Origin of the sequence: Arthrobacter sp. MW3 TE3886 (genome assembly GCF_041262145.1) — a bacterium.
Lineage (GTDB): Bacteria > Actinomycetota > Actinomycetes > Actinomycetales > Micrococcaceae > Arthrobacter.
Genome location: NZ_JBGCAN010000001.1, coordinates 3443779 through 3461729, shown reverse-complemented (window position 1 = coordinate 3461729; position 17951 = coordinate 3443779). Strand labels below are relative to the sequence as shown.

Below are 17951 nucleotides of genomic sequence, written 5' to 3'. Positions count from 1 at the left end.
GTTGCCTGCGCTGACGGCACTGACGGTGTTGGGCTGGTGGCCGTCCCGTGATCATGTACCTGCTCATGATGCTGACGGCAGCGATCGTGACCTACGCGGCCACATGGGGTGCCCGGCTCGCGGGCAACAAGCTGGAGCTGTATTCCCCGATCCGCAGCCGCGACATGCATTCCACCCCGATCTCCCGGCTCGGCGGCCTGGGCATCTTCGCGGGCGTCCTGGTCGCCCTGGTCACGGCCAGTAACTCGTTCTTCGTCAAGGACATCTTCCGGAACAACACGGCGCCATGGGGAATCCTGGCCGGGGCCGCCGTGATCGTCGTGGTCGGCGTGGCGGACGACCTGCTGGATCTCCGGTGGTGGGTCAAGCTGATCGGCCAAAGCGCCGCGGCACTGGTCGTAGCCACCTGGGGAGTCCGGATGACGATCATCCCGTTCATCCCCGAGCCGATCGTGATTCAGAACGAGGCCGTGAGCATCGTGCTGACGGCCGGTCTGATCGTGACCACCATGAATGCGTTCAACTTCATCGACGGACTGGACGGCCTCGCCGCGGGCGTGGCGATCATCGGCGGGGCGGCGTTCTTCCTCACGGCCTACTGGGTGCACCGGACGGCCGTCCTGCTGGACCGCTCGGACCTCGCCACCCTGCTGACCGCCGTCGTGGTCGGCAGCTGCGTCGGTTTCCTGCCGCACAACTGGTTTCCCTCCAAAATCTTCATGGGCGATTCCGGGGCCATGCTGATTGGCCTGCTGATGGCCTCGGCCGGCGTCGTCTCCACCGGCCAGATCAGCTCCGGCCTCTACGACCGGGCCAACGGCATCCCCACGATCATCCCCATCCTGTTGCCGTTCGCGGTACTGTTCCTGCCGCTGCTGGACCTGTGCCTGGCGGTGGTGCGGCGGACAGCGCTGGGCCGGTCGCCGTGGTCGGCGGACCGCGGACACCTGCACCACAAACTCCTGGACATCGGATACTCGCACCGCGGCGCCGTCGTGCTGATGTATCTGTGGACCTGCATCCTGGCCTTCGGCGGCCTCGCCTTTGCGATCTTCCCCTGGCACATAGTCCTCGCCGTCGATCTGGCCGCCGCGGCAATCATGGCCGTGGTGACAGCCTGGCCCTACCTGCGCCAGCGGGGTCCGCGACAGATGGCCCGCACCCCCGAATAGCCTGCCCGGCATGCCGGAGGAACCTGCTCCGGCGCGCTTTTCCGAATAATTTCTATCTAATGTAGAATTCAGGGGCGGTACTTCGCCGCCTGCCTTGACCAGCAATACGCCAGCGACGATTGGGATCTCATGACCTCCAACGCCGAACCGGAACCCGCTTCCGGCAACGGACCCGTTGGCGTCTCCGGCCCCACAAAATCCCTGTGGCTCAGGCTGCTGGCAATGAGTTCCGCCGCCTCCGCCGCAGCCCTGCTGCTGACCGGCATCGCCGCCTTCGTCCTCAACGGCGCCGTGGGGTTCTGGTCCGCGCTCTTCGGGGGCGCGCTGGTGATGGCCTTCTTTGCCATCAGCCTCGCGGTGGGCCACTTCGTCGGCCGCAGCAACCCCTCCGGAGCGATCGGACTGTTCGTCGCGACGTACTTCGTCAAAGTGGTCGGCTTCGCCGTGGTCCTCTTCGTCATCGGCGCTCCGGCCTGGCTGCACGGCCGCTGGTTCCTGATCGGCGCCGTCGTCACCGTCGTGTTCTGGCAGGCAGCCGAAATTTACGGGTTCAGCAAGGCCCGGCTCCAGATTTACAACGATCCCGAAACCCGAAAAGGCGGCACCGATGTTTAGCCGCAAAACCGGCCGCAAGCCGGTAACCGGACCAAAAAACCAGCCAGCCAAATCACCCAAAACCACGGCCGGTGCCCCCGGTGTATCGACCGACGGAAGCGACGGCGGATACAACGCCGGAATCGCCGTCTTCAGCTACATTGTTGGCGGAATCATCGTCTGGAGTTTGATAGGGTGGGGTCTGGATAATCTGTGGGGAACCCGCTGGATTGTGCTCGCAGGCGCTCTGCTTGGAGCTGCGGGAGGGTTCTATCTTTCTCATATGCACGGCCTCACCAGTAACAGAACTTCAGCTGATGACGGCACTGCTGCACGTGGCCCGTCCCAGGACGAGGAACAGTAATGCCAAATAATTTCACAGGGGGAGAGGCGGGCACCAATGTCGCCGGTCCCCGCCCAACGCCCAATGATGGACACTGCAGAGAGGAAACGCGTTGATCGCGCTTGCGCTCCCGGCCCAAGATTCAGGAACCTTCACGCCTCCTGGAATTGAAGAACTTCACCTGCCGGCTATCATCCCCTGGGGTGCTGCCGACGGATTTTCCAAGCAGATGCTGCTGGTCATCCTGTCGGTCGTCATTATCGGTACATTCTTTGTGATCGCTGCGCGGAAGCAGCAGCTCGTTCCCGGCAAGCTGCAGTTCGCAGGCGAGGCCGCCTATAGCTTCGTCCGCAACAGCATCGCCAAGGACATTATCGGCGGCCGGGACTTCATGAAGTATGTCCCGCTGCTGTTCACGCTTTTCTTCTTCATCCTCGTGAACAACATCTACGGGGCAATCCCGCTGATCCAGCTTCCGACCTTCTCGCACGTTGGCGGGGCCTACGTGCTCGCAGCGATCGTGTACGTCACCTGGATCGCCGTCGGCGTCCGGAAGAGCGGCCTGAAGTACTTCAAGCTGGCCACGGTCCCGTCCGGTGTGCCGTTCTACATTCTCCCGATCGTCGTCCCGATCGAGATCATCTCCAACTTCCTGGTCCGCCCGGTCACGCACAGCCTCCGTCTGTTCGCCACCATGCTGGCCGGCCACCTGATCATCATGATCTCCGGTGCTGGCATCGAATACCTCGTGATGCAGGAAAACGTCCTCCTCAAGGGCGCGTCCGTACTCGTCCTTGGCGGTGCGATCGCCATGTACATGCTCGAAGCGCTGATCATGGTGCTGCAGGCCTACGTCTTCACGCTGCTGACCGCCATCTACATCGAAGGCGCGCTGCACGCCGACAGCCACTAGGCGAATGCCTTCAGGCGCAAACGCCAGAAGGCACAACCCAGCCGGCACAACATAGTCTTCCCCTCACGGGGATGAAGCAACCCAAACAACCTGCCACATGGGTGGCATCTTGAAAGGAAGAAAAATGGAAGGCTCCATCAACGGCTCCCTCAACCTCATCGGCTACGGCCTCTCCGCCATCGGCGGTGGTATCGGTGTGGGTCTCGTGTTCGCCGCTTACATCAACGGTGTGGCACGTCAGCCGGAAGCCCAGCGCGTCCTGCAGCCGATCGCATTCCTCGGCCTCGCGCTGACTGAAGCCCTCGCCATCCTTGGCCTGGTCTTCGCGTTCGTTCTCAAGTAAACAGAACAACCGAACATCCAGAACCGAGTAGATAAGGACGGGTGAAATATGAATCAAGCGATCATCTCAGCCGCCACCGAAGGCGGTACTAACCCCCTCGTTCCCAATCCTTGGGAAATGCTTGTCGTCTTCGCCGGCTTTGCTCTCCTCATGTTCATCGTGGTCAAGTACGTTGTCCCGATGTTCGAGAAGACCTTCGCAGAGCGGGCCGAAGCCATCGAGGGCGGTATCGCCAAGGCCGAAAAGGCCCAGGCCGAGGCCTCCGCAGCACTCGAAGAGTACAAGGCACAGCTCACGGAAGCCCGCACCGAAGCCAACCGCATCCGCGAGGAAGCACGCGCCGAAGGTGCCCAGATCCTTGCAGAGCTGAAGGAGAAGGCGGCTGCCGAGTCTGCCCGCATCACCGCACAGGCCCACACGCAGATCGAGTCCGAGCGCCAGGCGGCCGTTGTGTCGCTCCGCGCGGAGGTCGGCACGCTGGCCACGACGCTGGCAAGCCGCATCGTCGGCGAGGCACTGAGCGACGATGCACGGTCGGCCCGAGTGGTGGACCGCTTCCTGGCAGATCTGGAGAACCAGAACGCGGGTGTAGCTAAGTAATGGCAGGTGTATCGAGCGAATCGCTGGCCGCTGCGCTGGCGGCACTGGAAGCCAAGCTTCCCACCGCGTCGCTGCAGTTGGCAAAGGAACTCTTCGGAATCCTGGGAACGGTCGACAGCTCGGCCGGCTTGCGCCGCGCCCTGACCGACCCGTCCCGCAGCGGTGACGAAAAGTCGGCGCTGGTCAAGCAGCTCTTCGGCGGGAAAGTATCTGCTGACGCTGTTGAAATCGCAGCCGGACTGGCCAGCTCCCGCTGGGCATCGGCACGGGATATCGGCGATGCACTCGAGACTCTTGCCGCTTCGGTGGTCATCGCTGTTGCCGAGAACAAGTCGGCCGTCTCTGCCTCCGGGCTCACCGGATTGGAAGAGCTGGAGAACGATCTGTTCTCCTTCAACCAGGCCGTTGAGTCCAGCCACGAGGTCCAGCGCGCTCTGTCCGAGCCGCAGGCCAGCCCGGCCGCCAAGGTGTCCCTCGCCGACAGGCTCGTACCCGGTGCGAGTGCGGAAGCGAAAGTCCTGATCGGACAGGCCGTCACGGCTCCGCGCGGGCTTAAGGTCACCAGGCTGGTTCGCCGTTTCGCCGAGCTTGCCGCCAAGCGCCAGCAGCGCTGGATTGCAACGGTCGACGTCACCCGTCCGCTGACGGAGACGCAGATCAGCCGCCTGCAGGCGGGGCTGAACACCCTTTACGGGCGCGAGCTCAAGATCAACATGAACGTTGACCCGGCACTGATCGGTGGCATCCGGATCCAGGTAGGTGACGAAGTGGTTGACGCTTCGGTCGCCGGCCGCCTGGGCCAGCTCCAGCGTCAGCTTGCCGGCTAGCCGGACAAGCACAACCTAACGACAAGAAACCCCGGTCATCGTGAGCAACGATGATCACGAAAACAGGAGAGCAGGGACTGCAGATGGCCGAATTGACCATCAACGCCGACGACGTCCGTAATGCGTTGAACGAGTTCGCGGCGTCCTACGAACCCGGAAACGCAGAGCGCGTAGAGGTCGGCCGTGTAACAACCGCAGGTGACGGCATCGCCCGTGTTGAGGGCCTTCCCTCGGTCATGGCGAACGAGCTGCTTCGCTTCGAAGACGGCACGCTGGGCCTGGCCCAGAACCTCGACGTCCGCGAGATCGGCGTCATCGTCCTCGGTGACTTCACCGGAATCGAAGAAGGCCAGGAAGTCCACCGCACCGGGCAGGTTCTGTCCGTGCCGGTTGGCGACGCCTTCCTCGGCCGCGTGGTTGACCCGCTGGGCCAGCCCATCGATGACCTCGGCGAGATCAAGGCCGAGACCACCCGTGCCCTGGAACTCCAGGCACCCGGCGTGACCCAGCGTAAGTCGGTCCACGAGCCGATGCAGACCGGACTCAAGGCTATCGACGCCATGATCCCGATCGGCCGCGGCCAGCGCCAGCTGATCATCGGTGACCGCCAGACCGGCAAGTCCGCCATTGCCATCGACACGATCATCAACCAGAAGGCCAACTGGGCTTCCGGCGACGTGAAGAAGCAGGTGCGCTGCATCTACGTGGCGATCGGCCAGAAGGCATCCACGATCGCAGCCGTCCGCCAGACCCTCGAGGACAACGGCGCCCTGGAATACACCACGATCGTGGCTTCCCCGGCGTCCGACCCCGCAGGCTTCAAGTACCTGGCACCGTACGCCGGTTCGGCCATCGGCCAGCACTGGATGTACGGCGGCAAGCACGTCCTCATCGTGTTTGATGACCTGTCCAAGCAGGCCGAGGCCTACCGTGCAGTGTCGCTGCTGCTCCGCCGCCCGCCGGGACGCGAAGCCTACCCGGGCGACGTCTTCTACTTGCACTCCCGTCTGCTGGAGCGTTGTGCCAAGCTCTCCGACGAGCTCGGTGCAGGCTCGATGACCGGTCTGCCGCTGATCGAGACCAAGGCGAACGATGTTTCCGCCTACATCCCGACCAACGTGATCTCCATCACCGATGGCCAGATCTTCCTGCAGTCGGACCTCTTCAACGCAAACCAGCGCCCCGCTGTCGACGTCGGTGTGTCCGTCTCCCGTGTTGGTGGCGCCGCCCAGGTCAAGTCCATGAAGAAGGTCTCCGGTACCTTGAAGCTGGAACTGGCCCAGTACCGCGACATGCAGGCCTTCGCCATGTTTGCCTCGGACCTGGACGCCGCATCGCGCCAGCAGCTGACCCGCGGTGCACGCCTGATGGAACTGCTCAAGCAGGGCCAGTACTCGCCGTTCCCGGTCGAGAACCAGGTCGTCTCCATCTGGGCCGGCACCAACGGCCACCTCGACGAGGTTCCGGTTGAAGACATCAACCGCTTCGAGACCGAGTTCCTGGAGCACCTCAAGCACAAGTCCTCCATCCTGACGACGCTGGCCCAGACCAACGTCATGGACGATGACACCGCTGAAGCACTGAAGACCGCAATCGTGGACTTCAAGAAGGGCTTCTTCGGCGAGGGAGACAACCTCCTTGTCGGTGCGGGGCACGAGGAGCACGCCCCCATCGGCGAGGATCAGGTCGACCAGGAAAAAATCGTCAAGCAGAAGCGCTAGTTTCGCTGGCAGGGACTGCCGGGACCCGCACGGGTTCCGGCAGTCCCGGCCATCGGGATCTTAGGAAAGGATAAGTATGGGAGCCCAGATCCGGGTCTACCGCCAGAAGATCAGCTCGACGACGTCGATGCGCAAGATCTTCAAGGCGATGGAACTGATCGCTACCTCGCGCATCGGCAAGGCCCGCGCACGCGTAGCAGCTTCACTGCCTTACGCGAACGCGATCACGCGTGCCGTTTCTGCTGTCGCAAGCCAGAGCGAAATCGACCACCCCCTGGTCACCGAGCCGGCGCAGATCCGCCGGGCCGCCGTCCTGGTCATCACCTCGGACCGTGGCCTCGCGGGCTCTTACTCGGCGAGTGTCCTCAAGCAGGCCGAAGGCCTCAACGAGCTGCTCCACGGGGAAGGCAAGGAAGTCAAGACGTTCCTGGTCGGCCGCAAGGCGCAGGCGTATTTCGACTTCCGGAACCGTGAATACGCTCGCGTATGGACCGGCAACACGGATGCACCGGAGTTTGCGACCGCCCGCGAAGTCAGTGAAGCACTGCTGGCCGAATTCGCTACCGCCTACGAAGAGGGCGGCGTCGACGAAATCCACGTCGTCTACACCCGCTTCAAGTCGATGGTGACCCAGGAGCCGACGGTCGTCCGTCTGCTGCCGCTCGAGGTTGTCGAAGAGAAAGCCGCGTCCGAATCGGACCTGCTGCCCCTCTACGAATTCGAGCCGGAAACGGAGCAGGTCCTCGATGCCCTGCTGCCGCGCTACATCGAATCACGTATCTTCGCCGCCATGTTGCAGGCAGCAGCTTCCGAGCTCGCAGCCCGCCAGCGTGCGATGAAGTCCGCCGGCGACAACGCGACGGATCTCATCAAGAAGTACACGCGTCTGCGCAACACTGCCCGTCAGGCTGAAATTACGCAGGAGCTTTCCGAAATCGTTGCCGGTGCCGACGCGTTGTCCGCGTCCTAGCCAGCACGAGCCCGGTTCCAGCTGTACCTGCACCAAAAGATAAACTTAACCCCACGCCATCTACTGAGTGAAGTGAGAGAGATGACTGCCACTGCTACCGATCACGTAGCCGCAACGTCCGGTGCTACCGGTCGTATTGCACGTGTTATTGGCCCGGTTGTCGACGTCGAATTCCCGGCTGACGCAATCCCCTCGATTTACAACGCACTCACCACCGAGATCACTCTCAACGGTGAGACCCGAACCATCACGTTCGAGGTTGCCCTGCACCTGGGTGACAACCTGATCCGTGCCATCTCCCTCCAGGCCACCGACGGACTTGTCCGCGGTACCAACGTGGTGGACACCGGTGCCCCGATCTCCGTGCCCGTGGGCGACGGCGTCAAGGGCCACATTTTCAACGTGCTGGGCCAGCCCCTCGACGTTGCCGAGTCCGAACTCCAGATCAGCGAACGCTGGCCTATCCACCGCAAGGCTCCGGCCTTCGCGACCCTGGAAGGCTCCACCGAGATGCTGGAAACCGGCATCAAGGTGATCGACCTCCTCACCCCGTACATCAAGGGTGGCAAGATCGGCCTGTTCGGTGGTGCCGGCGTCGGCAAGACCGTGCTGATCCAGGAAATGATCACCCGTGTGGCCCGCAACTTCGGTGGCACCTCGGTGTTCGCCGGCGTCGGCGAGCGTACCCGTGAAGGTAACGACCTCTGGGTCGAAATGGAAGAGGCCGGCGTCCTCAAGGACACCGCCCTTGTGTTCGGCCAGATGGACGAGCCGCCGGGAACGCGTCTGCGCGTTGCACTGTCCGCCCTGACCATGGCGGAGTACTTCCGCGATGTGCAGAACCAGGACGTGCTGCTCTTCATCGACAACATCTTCCGCTTCACCCAGGCAGGCTCCGAGGTTTCCACCCTCCTTGGCCGCATGCCGTCGGCCGTGGGCTACCAGCCCAACCTGGCTGACGAGATGGGTCTCCTCCAGGAGCGCATCACGTCCACCAAGGGCCACTCCATCACCTCGATGCAGGCCATCTACGTCCCCGCAGATGACTACACCGACCCGGCTCCGGCCACGACCTTCGCACACCTCGACGCGACCACGGAACTTTCCCGTGAAATCGCCTCCCGTGGTCTGTACCCGGCCGTTGACCCGCTGACGTCGACCTCCCGCATCCTGGATCCGCAGTACATCGGCCACGACCACTACAACACGGCCGTCCGCGTCAAGCAGATCCTGCAGAAGAACAAGGAACTTCAGGACATCATCGCCATCCTCGGCGTTGACGAACTCTCTGAAGAAGACAAGATCGTCGTGTCGCGTGCACGCCGCATCCAGCAGTTCCTCTCGCAGAACACCTACACCGCCAAGCAGTTCACCGGCGTCGAAGGCTCCACCGTGTCCATCAAGGACACTGTTGAAGGCTTCACCGCTATCTGCGACGGCGACCTTGACCACGTTGCAGAGCAGGCGTTCTTCAACGTCGGCGGCCTGGACGACGTCGAGCGCCAGTGGGCCAAGATCCAGGAACAGACCAAGTAATATGGCTGAGCTTGAGGTTGAGATTGTCGCAGCGGACCACTTCGTGTGGTCCGGAGCGGCCAAGATGGTCAAGGCCCGCACCAGCGATGGTGAAATCGGAATCCTGCCCGGCCACTCGCCCCTGCTGGCGATTCTGGCCGAAGGTGAGCTGGCAATCGAGCCGGTATCCGGTGACCGCATCGCTGTAGTTGTTGACGGAGGATTCTTCTCTGTCGACAACAACAGGGTGGTCATTGTTGCTGACAACGCCCAAATGGGCGAAGCGGCTACTGCGGGGATCCGCTAGCACGACCTTGATGAACGATATTGGTTTGCCGTTCATCGTCCTGGCAACTGCGTTTGCGTTGCTGGTATTTGCACTGTGCCTTTCGGGGGTGCGCCGCTTCAATCTGCGGCGCGCCCTCGGCACGGTGGACGCCTCCATCTGCACGGCTGGAAAAAGCTGGCAGATGGGGGTTTGTCGTTATCAGGACAACGACCTCGAGTGGTTCCGCCTGGTCTCACTCAGCGTCCGGCCCAAGCACACTTTCCGGCGCAGCTCGCTGGAGCTGCTTGGCCGGCGCAAGCCCACCGAATCCGAGCTCCTCAAGGTCCAGCCCGACGCCGTGATCGTGGAGCTCCGCTACGAGGGGCAGCAGGTCCTCCTCGCCATGCGCTTCGATGCCTACACGGGGTTGTCATCCTGGCTTGAGGCCGGACCCGTTATCGGCGTCGGCACCTGGCGCTAGTCCCGGTGGACTACCTCGATGGCCTCAGCCTGGTCGACGGCCCGGTGGTGTGGCTCGCGTGGGCTGCCGCCGCGGCGGGCCTGGCCTGCCTCCTCTGGCACGCCGCCCTCCTGCGCACGGGTTTTCGACGCACGGGTTTTCGGCGCACCGGTTTAGCGCACACCGGCCGCCGGCCGCCCGGCGAGGCCGTGGCCGTCGCGGCTGCCGTGACCCTGATCGCCGCCGCGCTCGTCGCGGCCGTGCACTGGTTCCTGCTCTATGCCGTCATGGTCTTCCCTGCCGAACTGCCGGGGGAGACCCTCGCCTGGTCCGTTGCCGGCGTCGCCGCCCTGCTCCTGTGGCTCATGCGCCTGCTTGGACTCTGGGGCCGCGGTCCGGGCGGCACGAATCCGGGAGGCATCACTCCGGGCGGCACCCATCAAGGCAGCACCCATCGCTGGCGTTCAAGCGCAGCAGCCACGGCGGCCCTCCTGGCCGTCCTCGCGCTGTCCGCCGTCCAGATCAACATCTACTTTGGCCTGAATCACACTGTCGGTGACCTCACCGGAGCCGCCGTAGCCCGGATCCAGCCGCTCGAGGCGGACCTGACGCGCGCCGCCGGTGTCCCCGCCGCCACCGGGCTGGCCCACTGGCAGGCGCCGGCCCACCTTCCCGACGGCGTCATCCGCAGGGCGGTCATCCCCGGCACCGTCTCCGGCTTCCAGAGCCGGGACGCCTACATCTATCTCCCCCCGGCCTACCTGAGTTCGCCCCGGCCCGCGCTGCCGGTGCTGGTCCTCTTTTCCGGCCAGCCGGGCAGCCCTGCCGACTGGCTGACCGGCGGCGCACTCCGGAGCCGGCTGGACCGCTTCGCCGCGGAGCACGCCGGGGTGGCGCCCGTAGCGGTGGTGGTCGATCCCAACGGCTCGCCGTCGGGAAACACGCTGTGCCTCGACAGCCGGATTGCCCGGGCGGACACCTTCCTGGCGCGGGACGTGCCGGACTGGATCAACCGCACGCTCGACGTCGACCCGGATCCCCGGCAGTGGGCCGCGGGCGGATTCTCCTTCGGCGGCACGTGCGCCATGCAGATGCTCACGCGGCATCCCGACGTCTACACCGCCGCCCTGGCCTTCTCCAGCGAGGAGGAGCCGGCCCTCGCGAAGGTGCGTGCCAAGACCATCGAGGCCTCCTTCGGCGCCGACACCGCGGCGTTCGACCGGCTGACCCCGCTGCGCGTCATGGCGGAAAACCGCTTCGAGGGCCACGGCGTGTACTTCGCCGCCGGGGACCGCGACCCGCAGTTCACCGGCTATATGGACGTGCTCTCCGAGGCGGCCCGCCGGGCCGGGTTCAGCGTCGAAACACACCGGATCGCCAACACGGGGCACTCCTGGGACGTGGCAGCCGGCGGCCTTCCCGGCGGCCTGGACTTCCTGGCCCGGCGCTGGGGGATCGCGCCATGAGCCCGGCCAAGACCGGCAGCCCCCGGACCGCGGCGGGCCCTGGGCCGGAGGCCCCGCCGTTGCAGGGCGTCTGGGGCCAGGGCATGCGCCGGACGCTGGCGCACTTCCGTGCCGTACCCTTCACGCTGGCGGTCCTCGCGGTCTTCCTCGGGGCCGGGGCCGTCACCGGCAGCTTCCTGTCGGGCCCGCCCGACGCCCTGCTGCCCATCGCGTCCGTCAACGCTGCGGGGTTGAAGGCGGGGCACTGGTGGTCCTTGTTCACCTCGTTGTTCTTCGCCACCAACCTGCTGGCCTACCTCGCCGCGTCCCTGATGATCCTCCTGCTGCTGGGGCTCGCTGAACGGCATCTGGGGACGCTGCGGACGGCCGTGTTCTTCTTTGTTGGCCAGTTCGCTGCTGTGACGGTGTTCCTGCTGGTCACCCAGCTGGCCCGGTATCTCGGCGACGGCTGGCTGGGGCTCATGGTCAACGCCCGGCTGATCGGCCCCTACGCCGCCATCCTGGCCGTGGCATTGGCCGCCAGCGGGCTGCTGCCCACGCTGTGGCAACGCAGGCTGCGGACCGCCGTCCTGTCCGCGTCCCTGCTGCTGGTGCTCTACGTCGGGCACCCGGAGACGGTGGTGGGGCTCGCCGGCGCCCTTGCCGGCCTGGCCGCGGGCTGGTGGATCCAGGGCGACCGGGGGACCCTGCACCGGCACCGTTCAACGGGACGCGAAACACGCAACCTGCTGGCGCTTACGGTCGCGATCTTCGCGGTGGGGCCGATCCTCACGGCCGCTGTCAGCAGCCCCACCGGGCCCCTGGCCCTGTTGCGCGACGTCGTGCTGAACCCGCTGCCCACGCTGGGCCAGCTGGAGCAAAACTGCGGCGGAACGGTTGACGTCAGCTGCCTGGAGGCCGGCCGGGCCGGACTCGCCGGTCCGCTGGGCCTCGCGCTGGCAGTTGTCCCGGTGGTCCTGCTGTTGATCTGTGCGGACGGCATGCGGCAGGGCCGCCGCCTGGCCCTGCGGATCGCCATCATCGTCCAGCTCGGCGTTACAGCCCTGGCGGCCGTGTACCTGGCCCTGTTCGCCCGCATTCCGCACTACCCCAACCGGCCGCACACGGCTGTGATGGGCTCCGGCTTCGTCCACGTCCTTCCGCTCGTCGCCGTTCCGTTGCTGCTCGCCGTGCTGCTCTGGCTTAACCGCCGGCAGTTCCGCGTGGAGACGGCTCCGCAGGCCAGACGGATCCTGGGCATCGTGGTCGGCGGCACATGGCTGGTGCTCGCCGGGGCCTACGCAGTGGCCTGGCTCGCCGCCGGCGGAATGGACCGCGACGGGGGAGTGCTGGGCCTCGCGGCGGAACTCGCCCGGCAGTACCTGCCGCTGCCCATTCCGGGCGCCTACAGCCGGCTGTTCCAGAACCGTAACGCCGTGGAGTCCTTCCTGTTCGCCTACGCCGGCATCATCTTCTGGGGGGTGGCCCTGGCGGCGGTCTGGCTGGTGCTGCGGCGGCGGCTGCACGGTACCGGACCGAACAGCACCGACGTCGGTTCCGGGGACCGGGACACGGCCCGTGACCTGATCCGCCAGGGCGGGGACTCACTGTCCTGGATGGCGCTCTGGGAACCGAACAAATACTGGTTTACGCCGGACCGGCGCGGCGGCGTGGCCTACCAGCAGCACGGCAACGTGGCCCTGACGCTGGCGGGCCCGTTCGGCCCCGCCGCCCTCCGAGAGGAGACCGCGGCGGGTTTCATGCGCTACTGCGCCGAACACGCCCTGATCCCGTGTTTCTACTCCTGCACCGCCGGGCTCTGGCCGATGCTCCGGGCCCGCGGATTCCGCCGCGTGGCCGTGGCCCAAGAAACCAGGCTCGCCGTGCGCGAACTGGAGTTCAAGGGCAAGGAATGGCAGAACGTCCGCACCGCCCTGAACCGGGCCGCGAAGACCGGTGTCCAGGCCGTGTGGGGGCGCTACAGCGAATTCCCGGCCCAGCTGCGGACCCAGCTCAGCGAGGTTTCCGAAGAATGGGCGGCACAAAAGCACGTGCCGGAGATGGGCTTCACGCTCGGCAGCATCGACGAGCTCGACGACGACGAGGTGCTGTGCTGCCTGGCGGTGGACGCCGACGGACGCGTGCAGGGCGTCACGAGCTGGTTGCCGGTGTATGCGGACGGACAGCTCGTGAGCTGGACCCTGGACTTCATGCGCCGGCGCGGGGACGCGTTCCCGGGTGTCATGGAGTTCCTCATCGCTTCCGCCGTGCTGGAGCTCAAGCGCACGGTTGAGGTGATCTCCCTGTCCGGCTCCCCGCTGGCGAAGGACCGTGACGGAGACCTCGCCGGCGGCAGCGACTCCGGGGACAGCGACGCCGGCAGCGACGCCGGGCCGGAGGGGCTGGCCGGGATCCTGGACGTCGTGGGCCGGGCCCTGGAACCCGTCTATGGTTTCCGTTCGCTGGCAACCTTCAAGTCGCGTTTCAAACCGGACTACCGCACGTTGTACCTCTACTACCAGGATCCGTTGCAATTGCCCGCGATGGGCCGGGCCCTTAGCCGCGCATACCTTCCCGGGTTGTCCGTCCGGCAAAGCGCCCGCCTGCTGCGCACGTTGGTGAGATAGGCGGGGCCGGCGGATTAGTGCCCGGCGTGAGTGCGCAATTCGGCTGAAGAATGCATCCGGCACAATGCGGAGGACCTGAAACGCCGCGCCCAAGAATGCACAAAAAAATGATCCCCGGCACAAATGCCGGGGATCATTCCTTGTGCGGAAATGCCCTAAAGCACTTCGCGACGGGAGACTAGACCAGCGTTACGCCGGTGGCCTGGGGGCCCTTGGCGCCCTGGCCGATCTCGAACTGAACACGCTGGTTCTCGTCGAGGGTCTTGAAGCCACCGGTCTGGATCTCGGAGTAGTGAACGAAGACATCGCCATCGGAGTCATCCGGGGTGATGAAGCCGAAGCCCTTTTCTGCGTTGAACCACTTGACGGTTCCCTGAGCCATTTGTTTCTCCTCATTGTGGATCTTGAATAAATCCGGCGCACTTCGCACCGGACTTGGTCACTCTGCGAGAAGAACCTTTGGCAACGGAACCGGATTCACGGACCGTGGCGGCAGGAGCTTCACGCTCGCAACATGTCTTGCGAGCATGAAAAACACCTACACAAAGACTCGTATAAGAATTTCATGACACTTGCGTCAGGTCAACGGGCGAACGGAAGAATTGCATAAAAATTGTGCAAAGAACGGCTTAACTCGAATCGTCACCGCGGAAAGCCTGCCGCGGGGTGCTTAAAAGAGCCGGGATTCGCTGTCGTCAACGCCGCGCATGGCGTCGTAGTCCAGGGTGACGCAGTCGATTCCGCGGTCCTTGGCGAGGACCTTGGCCTGCGGCTTGATCTGCTGGGCTGCGAAGATTCCCCGGACCGGGGCCAGCAGCGGGTCCCGGTTCAGCAGTTCCAGGTACCGGGTGAGCTGCTCGACGCCGTCGATGTCGCCCCGGCGCTTGAGCTCAATGGCCACGGTGGCGCCGTCCGCGTCCCGGGCCAGGATGTCCACGGGGCCGATCGCGGTGAAATACTCCCGGCGGATCAGCGAGAACCCGGTGCCGAGCAGTTCGATCTGGGCGGCCAGGAGCCGCTGGAGGTCCGCCTCGACGCCGTCCTTGATCAGGCCCGGGTCCTGGCCCAGTTCGTGGGAGGTGTCGTGCAGCTGCTCGTGGATGTTAATGATGAGCCGGTCATCGGTCTTGGCCGACTGGACCGTCCACTGCTCGACGACGCCGACCTCGACGTCGACCTCATCCGGTGTCGAGACCCGCAGCGACGCAGGAGGGCTCATCCAGTTCAGCGGCTTGTAGGACCCGCCGTCGGAATGGACCAGGACCGAACCGTCGGCCTTGACCAGCAACAGCCTGGTGGCCAGCGGCAGGTGGGCTTTGAGGCGGCCGACGTAATCAACGGAGCAGCGGGCTATGACTAAACGCACCCGGTCCACTCTACCGCCTGCGCGGGCGGCGGCGTGGCGGGGGAGGCAAGGAGCGGCCGCCGGACTGGGGCAGAATGGAGGCATGCCCCGTTCCAACCGACCCCGCCGCGCCGGCTCTGCGAAGACAGGCTCCGGCAAGGGCGCAGCGCCCGGAAAGAGCAAAGCCGGCGGAGCCAAGCACGGCCCGGCACCGGAACTTGACCTGGAGCGCGCCCGCTCAGGGTTCGCCCGCCGGGAGAGCGCACCGGACGGCGAATGGATGGTCCGCCCCATCACCGCGGGCCGTGCCGAGAAGACCTACATCTGCCCGGGCTGCTCCACTGCCGTGCTGCCGGGGATCGCGCACCTGGTGGTCTGGTCCGAGGACCACCTCTTTGGCGCCGCCGCGGGTCTCGCCGAACGGCGCCACTGGCACAGCAACTGCTGGACTTCGCGGAGCTACCGGTATCGCTAAGCTGGTCAGCATGAGCTTTGATCCCGCGTCCTACGTCTTCACCCAGCCCGCTGCTCCCACTGCCATCCGCGCTTCCACCGTCCTGCCGGCCCGCCGCGAGAACGTCGAACTCCGCACGTCGGACGGGCACCGGCTGGTGGGCGAGCTCGCCGTCCCGGAAACCGGCGGGATCAAGGCAACACTCATCACGCTGCACCCGCTGCCGACGCACGGCGGCTTCATGGATTCACACCTCTACCGCAAGGCCTCCTACCGGCTGCCGGCCCTCGCGGGCATCGCCGTCCTGCGCTTTAACACGCGCGGCACGTCATCGCCGCGGGGAACCAGCGGGGGAGCCTTCGAGGAAGGCATCGGCGAGCGTCTCGACGTCGAGGCCGCCGTGCAGTTCGCCGTGGACCGGGGCCTGCCGAACCGGTGGCTGGTGGGCTGGTCCTTCGGCACCGAGCTGGCCCTGATGTACGGCGCCACTGAGCCCGTCGCCTCGGAAATCGAGGGGGCCGTGCTGCTCTCGCCCCCGCTGCACCGGGCCACGGACGTGCACCTGAAGGAATGGGCCGAGTCCGGCAAGCCGCTGAAGGTCCTGGTTCCCGAGCACGACGACTACCTGCAGCCGGCGGCTGCGGCCGCGAGGTTCGCGCTGGTGCCGCAGGCACAGGTGCTGGGGGTCGACGGCGCCAAGCACCTGTGGGTGGGGGAGAAGTACGCCGGGCGGGTGCTCAACGAAATCGTGGACGAGGTCATCCCCGGCGGCTCCGCAGGGGGTGCCGGAACGGTGCTGCCGCAGGAATGGGACGGGCCGGTCGCCACGGCACACGCCTGACCCGCCAACACCGCAAAAAGTGAAACCGCGTTGAAAAAGGACAGCCGCACCGTGGATCCACGGTGCGGCTGTCCTTTTTCGGCGCGGAAACCGGTTAGCGGCTGTCCTGGCGCGCGATGAGGATTTCCTTGACCAGCAGCATGATGGCCGCCGCAGTGGGAATGGCGATCAAGGCTCCGAGGACGCCCAGCAGGCTGCCGCCGGCGATCACGGAGATGACGGCGACGGCGCCCGGCACCGCCACGGCTTTCTGCATGATCCGCGGAGAGATGAAGTAGGCCTCGAACTGGAGGTACGCGAAATAGCAGATGGCGAAAACAAGCGCGGTCTGCCAGCCGGCGGTTAGGGCCACGAGCGTCACCAGGCACCCGGCAATCATGCCGCCCACGAGGGGGATGAAGGCCAGCAGGGCAACCACGAATGCCAGCAGCGTGGCGAACGGAACCCCGATGATCGACATCACGATGAACGCGAACGTGGCGTTCAGCAGGGCGACGGCGGCCTGGCCGATCACGTAGTTGCCCACCGAACCGGTGATTTCCTCGGACAGGGCTTCGACCCGGGCCCGGCGCGAGCGCGGCGCGAGCCGGTAGCCCCATTTTTTCATCGCAGGGAGGGCGCCGAGGAAGTACAGGCTCAGGACCAGCACGATCAGTGCGCCGAAGATCCCGTTTGCCACGGTGGAGCCGAAGCCCACCACGCCGCCGAAGATGCCGCCCATGGCGTCCGGGTTGTTGACGAACTTCTCCAGCTCCTGGCTGATGCGGTCCCTGATGCCGAACTGGCTGTCAATGCTCCGGAAGAAGTCCGAGTCAATGAAGTCCTGGACCCACTTGGGAGCCTGCTGCACGATCTGCGTCACCTGCTGCACGATCGTGGGGATCAGGGTGGCAAAGAAAGCGGCGACTCCCAGTGCCAGGGTGGACACGGACAAGAGGATGCCGGCGGCGCGGGGGACGTTCCGGTGTTCGAGCCACCGCACCACCGGGTCCAGGCCGAGGGTGATGAAGAGCGCCGTGATGATCCACAAGAGGAGCTGCGTCGTGTTCGAACCGATCCAGTAGACCAGGAGCGCGAAGCCGACTCCGACCGTGCCCATGAAGCCCATGTACAGGGGGTGCTGGGCCGACATGCGTGGACCGGGACTGCCGAAGCGGGCATCGGCCGCGGACGTCTCCTCGTCCCCGGCAACAGCCTCGTGCTCCGGGGGCATCTCGAAGCGGATTCTCGGCTGGGCTCCCGGCAGGGGCTGGCGCAGGCGCCGGGCCGCGGACAGCAGGACATTTGCCGCGGCAATCCGGGGGCGGGAGGTAGCGGGCCGGGGACTGGAAGCGGGCTGCTCGGGGCCGGGTTCCTGGCCGTCGGATTCCTGCGCTTCTTGTGGTCCGGCGGAGGACGAATCCGTATGTTCAGTCACTGCGTTGAATGCCCTTAATTCCTTGCGGCGCCACACAGGCGGCACTGGTGTGATGATCACCGCAAACACTATCAGCAGGCTTGTCAGCTCAAGGGC

19 protein-coding genes are annotated in these 17951 nt (G+C 65.4%); 16 read left to right on the top strand and 3 right to left on the bottom strand.

The features are described 5' to 3' along the window. The first annotated feature begins 47 nt into the window (after nucleotides 1-47). From ABH915_RS15725 to ABH915_RS15660, 14 genes are all read left to right on the top strand, one after another. Complete coding sequence (locus ABH915_RS15725; RefSeq protein WP_026539622.1) at nucleotides 48-1172, top strand: MraY family glycosyltransferase; 1125 nt, start codon at nucleotides 48-50, stop codon at nucleotides 1170-1172. 129 nt (nucleotides 1173-1301) lie between these two features. After that, nucleotides 1302-1787 carry a hypothetical protein gene (locus ABH915_RS15720; protein ID WP_370122989.1) on the top strand — a complete coding sequence of 162 codons (486 nt, stop codon included), beginning with the start codon at nucleotides 1302-1304 and terminating at the stop codon, nucleotides 1785-1787. Beyond that, the gene (locus tag ABH915_RS15715; protein WP_081801780.1) at nucleotides 1780-2130 is read left to right on the top strand and encodes a hypothetical protein; all 351 of its coding nucleotides are present in this window, start codon (nucleotides 1780-1782) and stop codon (nucleotides 2128-2130) included. The genes ABH915_RS15720 and ABH915_RS15715 overlap by 8 nt, the downstream gene beginning before the upstream one ends. Before the next feature lie 91 nt (nucleotides 2131-2221). Beyond that, the gene (gene atpB / locus ABH915_RS15710) at nucleotides 2222-3022 is read left to right on the top strand and encodes a F0F1 ATP synthase subunit A (protein ID WP_018775705.1); all 801 of its coding nucleotides are present in this window, start codon (nucleotides 2222-2224) and stop codon (nucleotides 3020-3022) included. 124 nt (nucleotides 3023-3146) lie between these two features. Further along, entirely contained in the window at nucleotides 3147-3365 is a 219-nt protein-coding gene (atpE, locus tag ABH915_RS15705; RefSeq protein WP_003804776.1) for an ATP synthase F0 subunit C, read from the top strand. Nucleotides 3366-3413: 48 nt separating this feature from the next. Further along, complete coding sequence (locus ABH915_RS15700) at nucleotides 3414-3965, top strand: F0F1 ATP synthase subunit B (protein ID WP_018775706.1); 552 nt, start codon at nucleotides 3414-3416, stop codon at nucleotides 3963-3965. Beyond that, nucleotides 3965-4792: a F0F1 ATP synthase subunit delta gene (locus ABH915_RS15695; protein ID WP_370122985.1), complete on the top strand. Its 828-nt coding sequence runs from the start codon at nucleotides 3965-3967 to the stop codon at nucleotides 4790-4792. Before ABH915_RS15700 ends, ABH915_RS15695 begins: the two co-directional genes overlap by 1 nt. An 83-nt stretch (nucleotides 4793-4875) precedes the next feature. After that, a complete protein-coding gene (gene atpA / locus ABH915_RS15690) occupies nucleotides 4876-6513 on the top strand; it encodes a F0F1 ATP synthase subunit alpha (protein WP_370125021.1) in 1638 nt (545 codons plus the stop codon). Between the two features lie 76 nt (nucleotides 6514-6589). Next, nucleotides 6590-7483: a F0F1 ATP synthase subunit gamma gene (locus ABH915_RS15685; protein WP_018775709.1), complete on the top strand. Its 894-nt coding sequence runs from the start codon at nucleotides 6590-6592 to the stop codon at nucleotides 7481-7483. A gap of 81 nt (nucleotides 7484-7564) precedes the next feature. Next, the gene (gene atpD / locus ABH915_RS15680) at nucleotides 7565-9019 is read left to right on the top strand and encodes a F0F1 ATP synthase subunit beta (RefSeq protein ID WP_018775710.1); all 1455 of its coding nucleotides are present in this window, start codon (nucleotides 7565-7567) and stop codon (nucleotides 9017-9019) included. A gap of 1 nt (nucleotide 9020) precedes the next feature. Beyond that, complete coding sequence (locus ABH915_RS15675) at nucleotides 9021-9305, top strand: F0F1 ATP synthase subunit epsilon (RefSeq protein WP_018775711.1); 285 nt, start codon at nucleotides 9021-9023, stop codon at nucleotides 9303-9305. A gap of 10 nt (nucleotides 9306-9315) precedes the next feature. Further along, nucleotides 9316-9747 (top strand): DUF2550 domain-containing protein, encoded by a 432-nt coding sequence (locus ABH915_RS15670; protein ID WP_026266818.1) that lies wholly within the window; start codon nucleotides 9316-9318, stop codon nucleotides 9745-9747. Nucleotides 9748-9752: 5 nt separating this feature from the next. Next, nucleotides 9753-11192: an alpha/beta hydrolase gene (locus tag ABH915_RS15665; RefSeq protein ID WP_370122981.1), complete on the top strand. Its 1440-nt coding sequence runs from the start codon at nucleotides 9753-9755 to the stop codon at nucleotides 11190-11192. Further along, a complete protein-coding gene (locus ABH915_RS15660) occupies nucleotides 11189-13798 on the top strand; it encodes a bifunctional lysylphosphatidylglycerol flippase/synthetase MprF (RefSeq protein WP_370122978.1) in 2610 nt (869 codons plus the stop codon). The genes ABH915_RS15665 and ABH915_RS15660 overlap by 4 nt, the downstream gene beginning before the upstream one ends. 178 nt (nucleotides 13799-13976) lie before the next feature. Here ABH915_RS15660 and ABH915_RS15655 read toward each other — a convergent pair whose 3' ends face one another. Beyond that, nucleotides 13977-14180, bottom strand: coding sequence for a cold-shock protein (locus ABH915_RS15655; RefSeq protein ID WP_011692441.1), 204 nt, complete (start codon nucleotides 14178-14180; stop codon nucleotides 13977-13979). Nucleotides 14181-14468: 288 nt separating this feature from the next. Further along, nucleotides 14469-15164, bottom strand: coding sequence for an endonuclease NucS (gene nucS, locus ABH915_RS15650; RefSeq protein ID WP_026266819.1), 696 nt, complete (start codon nucleotides 15162-15164; stop codon nucleotides 14469-14471). An 82-nt stretch (nucleotides 15165-15246) separates the two neighbouring features. On the opposite strand from nucS, the gene ABH915_RS15645 reads away from it, so the two are divergent. Together ABH915_RS15645 and ABH915_RS15640 are read left to right on the top strand one after the other, a co-directional pair. After that, the gene (locus ABH915_RS15645; RefSeq protein WP_018775716.1) at nucleotides 15247-15618 is read left to right on the top strand and encodes a hypothetical protein; all 372 of its coding nucleotides are present in this window, start codon (nucleotides 15247-15249) and stop codon (nucleotides 15616-15618) included. Nucleotides 15619-15628: 10 nt separating this feature from the next. Continuing rightward, the gene (locus ABH915_RS15640; RefSeq protein WP_370122972.1) at nucleotides 15629-16438 is read left to right on the top strand and encodes an alpha/beta hydrolase; all 810 of its coding nucleotides are present in this window, start codon (nucleotides 15629-15631) and stop codon (nucleotides 16436-16438) included. A 94-nt stretch (nucleotides 16439-16532) separates the two neighbouring features. On the opposite strand, the gene ABH915_RS15635 is transcribed toward ABH915_RS15640, so the two are convergent. Beyond that, the gene (locus ABH915_RS15635) at nucleotides 16533-17855 is read right to left on the bottom strand and encodes an AI-2E family transporter (RefSeq protein WP_370122970.1); all 1323 of its coding nucleotides are present in this window, start codon (nucleotides 17853-17855) and stop codon (nucleotides 16533-16535) included. Nucleotides 17856-17951 lie beyond the last annotated feature (96 nt).

Excerpts from the sequence above, each read along its gene's own strand:
- atpA (WP_370125021.1), top strand. The coding sequence starts at position 4,876 with ATGGCCGAATTGACCATCAACGCCGACGACGTCCGTAATGCGTTGAAC.
- ABH915_RS15655 (WP_011692441.1), bottom strand. The coding sequence starts at position 14,180 with ATGGCTCAGGGAACCGTCAAGTGGTTCAACGCAGAAAAGGGCTTCGGC.
- ABH915_RS15675 (WP_018775711.1), top strand. The coding sequence starts at position 9,021 with ATGGCTGAGCTTGAGGTTGAGATTGTCGCAGCGGACCACTTCGTGTGG.
- ABH915_RS15645 (WP_018775716.1), top strand. The coding sequence starts at position 15,247 with ATGCCCCGTTCCAACCGACCCCGCCGCGCCGGCTCTGCGAAGACAGGC.
- ABH915_RS15685 (WP_018775709.1), top strand. The coding sequence starts at position 6,590 with ATGGGAGCCCAGATCCGGGTCTACCGCCAGAAGATCAGCTCGACGACG.
- atpE (WP_003804776.1), top strand. The coding sequence starts at position 3,147 with ATGGAAGGCTCCATCAACGGCTCCCTCAACCTCATCGGCTACGGCCTC.
- ABH915_RS15660 (WP_370122978.1), top strand. The coding sequence starts at position 11,189 with ATGAGCCCGGCCAAGACCGGCAGCCCCCGGACCGCGGCGGGCCCTGGG.
- atpD (WP_018775710.1), top strand. The coding sequence starts at position 7,565 with ATGACTGCCACTGCTACCGATCACGTAGCCGCAACGTCCGGTGCTACC.
- ABH915_RS15700 (WP_018775706.1), top strand. The coding sequence starts at position 3,414 with ATGAATCAAGCGATCATCTCAGCCGCCACCGAAGGCGGTACTAACCCC.
- ABH915_RS15670 (WP_026266818.1), top strand. The coding sequence starts at position 9,316 with ATGAACGATATTGGTTTGCCGTTCATCGTCCTGGCAACTGCGTTTGCG.
- ABH915_RS15715 (WP_081801780.1), top strand. The coding sequence starts at position 1,780 with ATGTTTAGCCGCAAAACCGGCCGCAAGCCGGTAACCGGACCAAAAAAC.
- ABH915_RS15640 (WP_370122972.1), top strand. The coding sequence starts at position 15,629 with ATGAGCTTTGATCCCGCGTCCTACGTCTTCACCCAGCCCGCTGCTCCC.
- ABH915_RS15695 (WP_370122985.1), top strand. The coding sequence starts at position 3,965 with ATGGCAGGTGTATCGAGCGAATCGCTGGCCGCTGCGCTGGCGGCACTG.
- ABH915_RS15720 (WP_370122989.1), top strand. The coding sequence starts at position 1,302 with ATGACCTCCAACGCCGAACCGGAACCCGCTTCCGGCAACGGACCCGTT.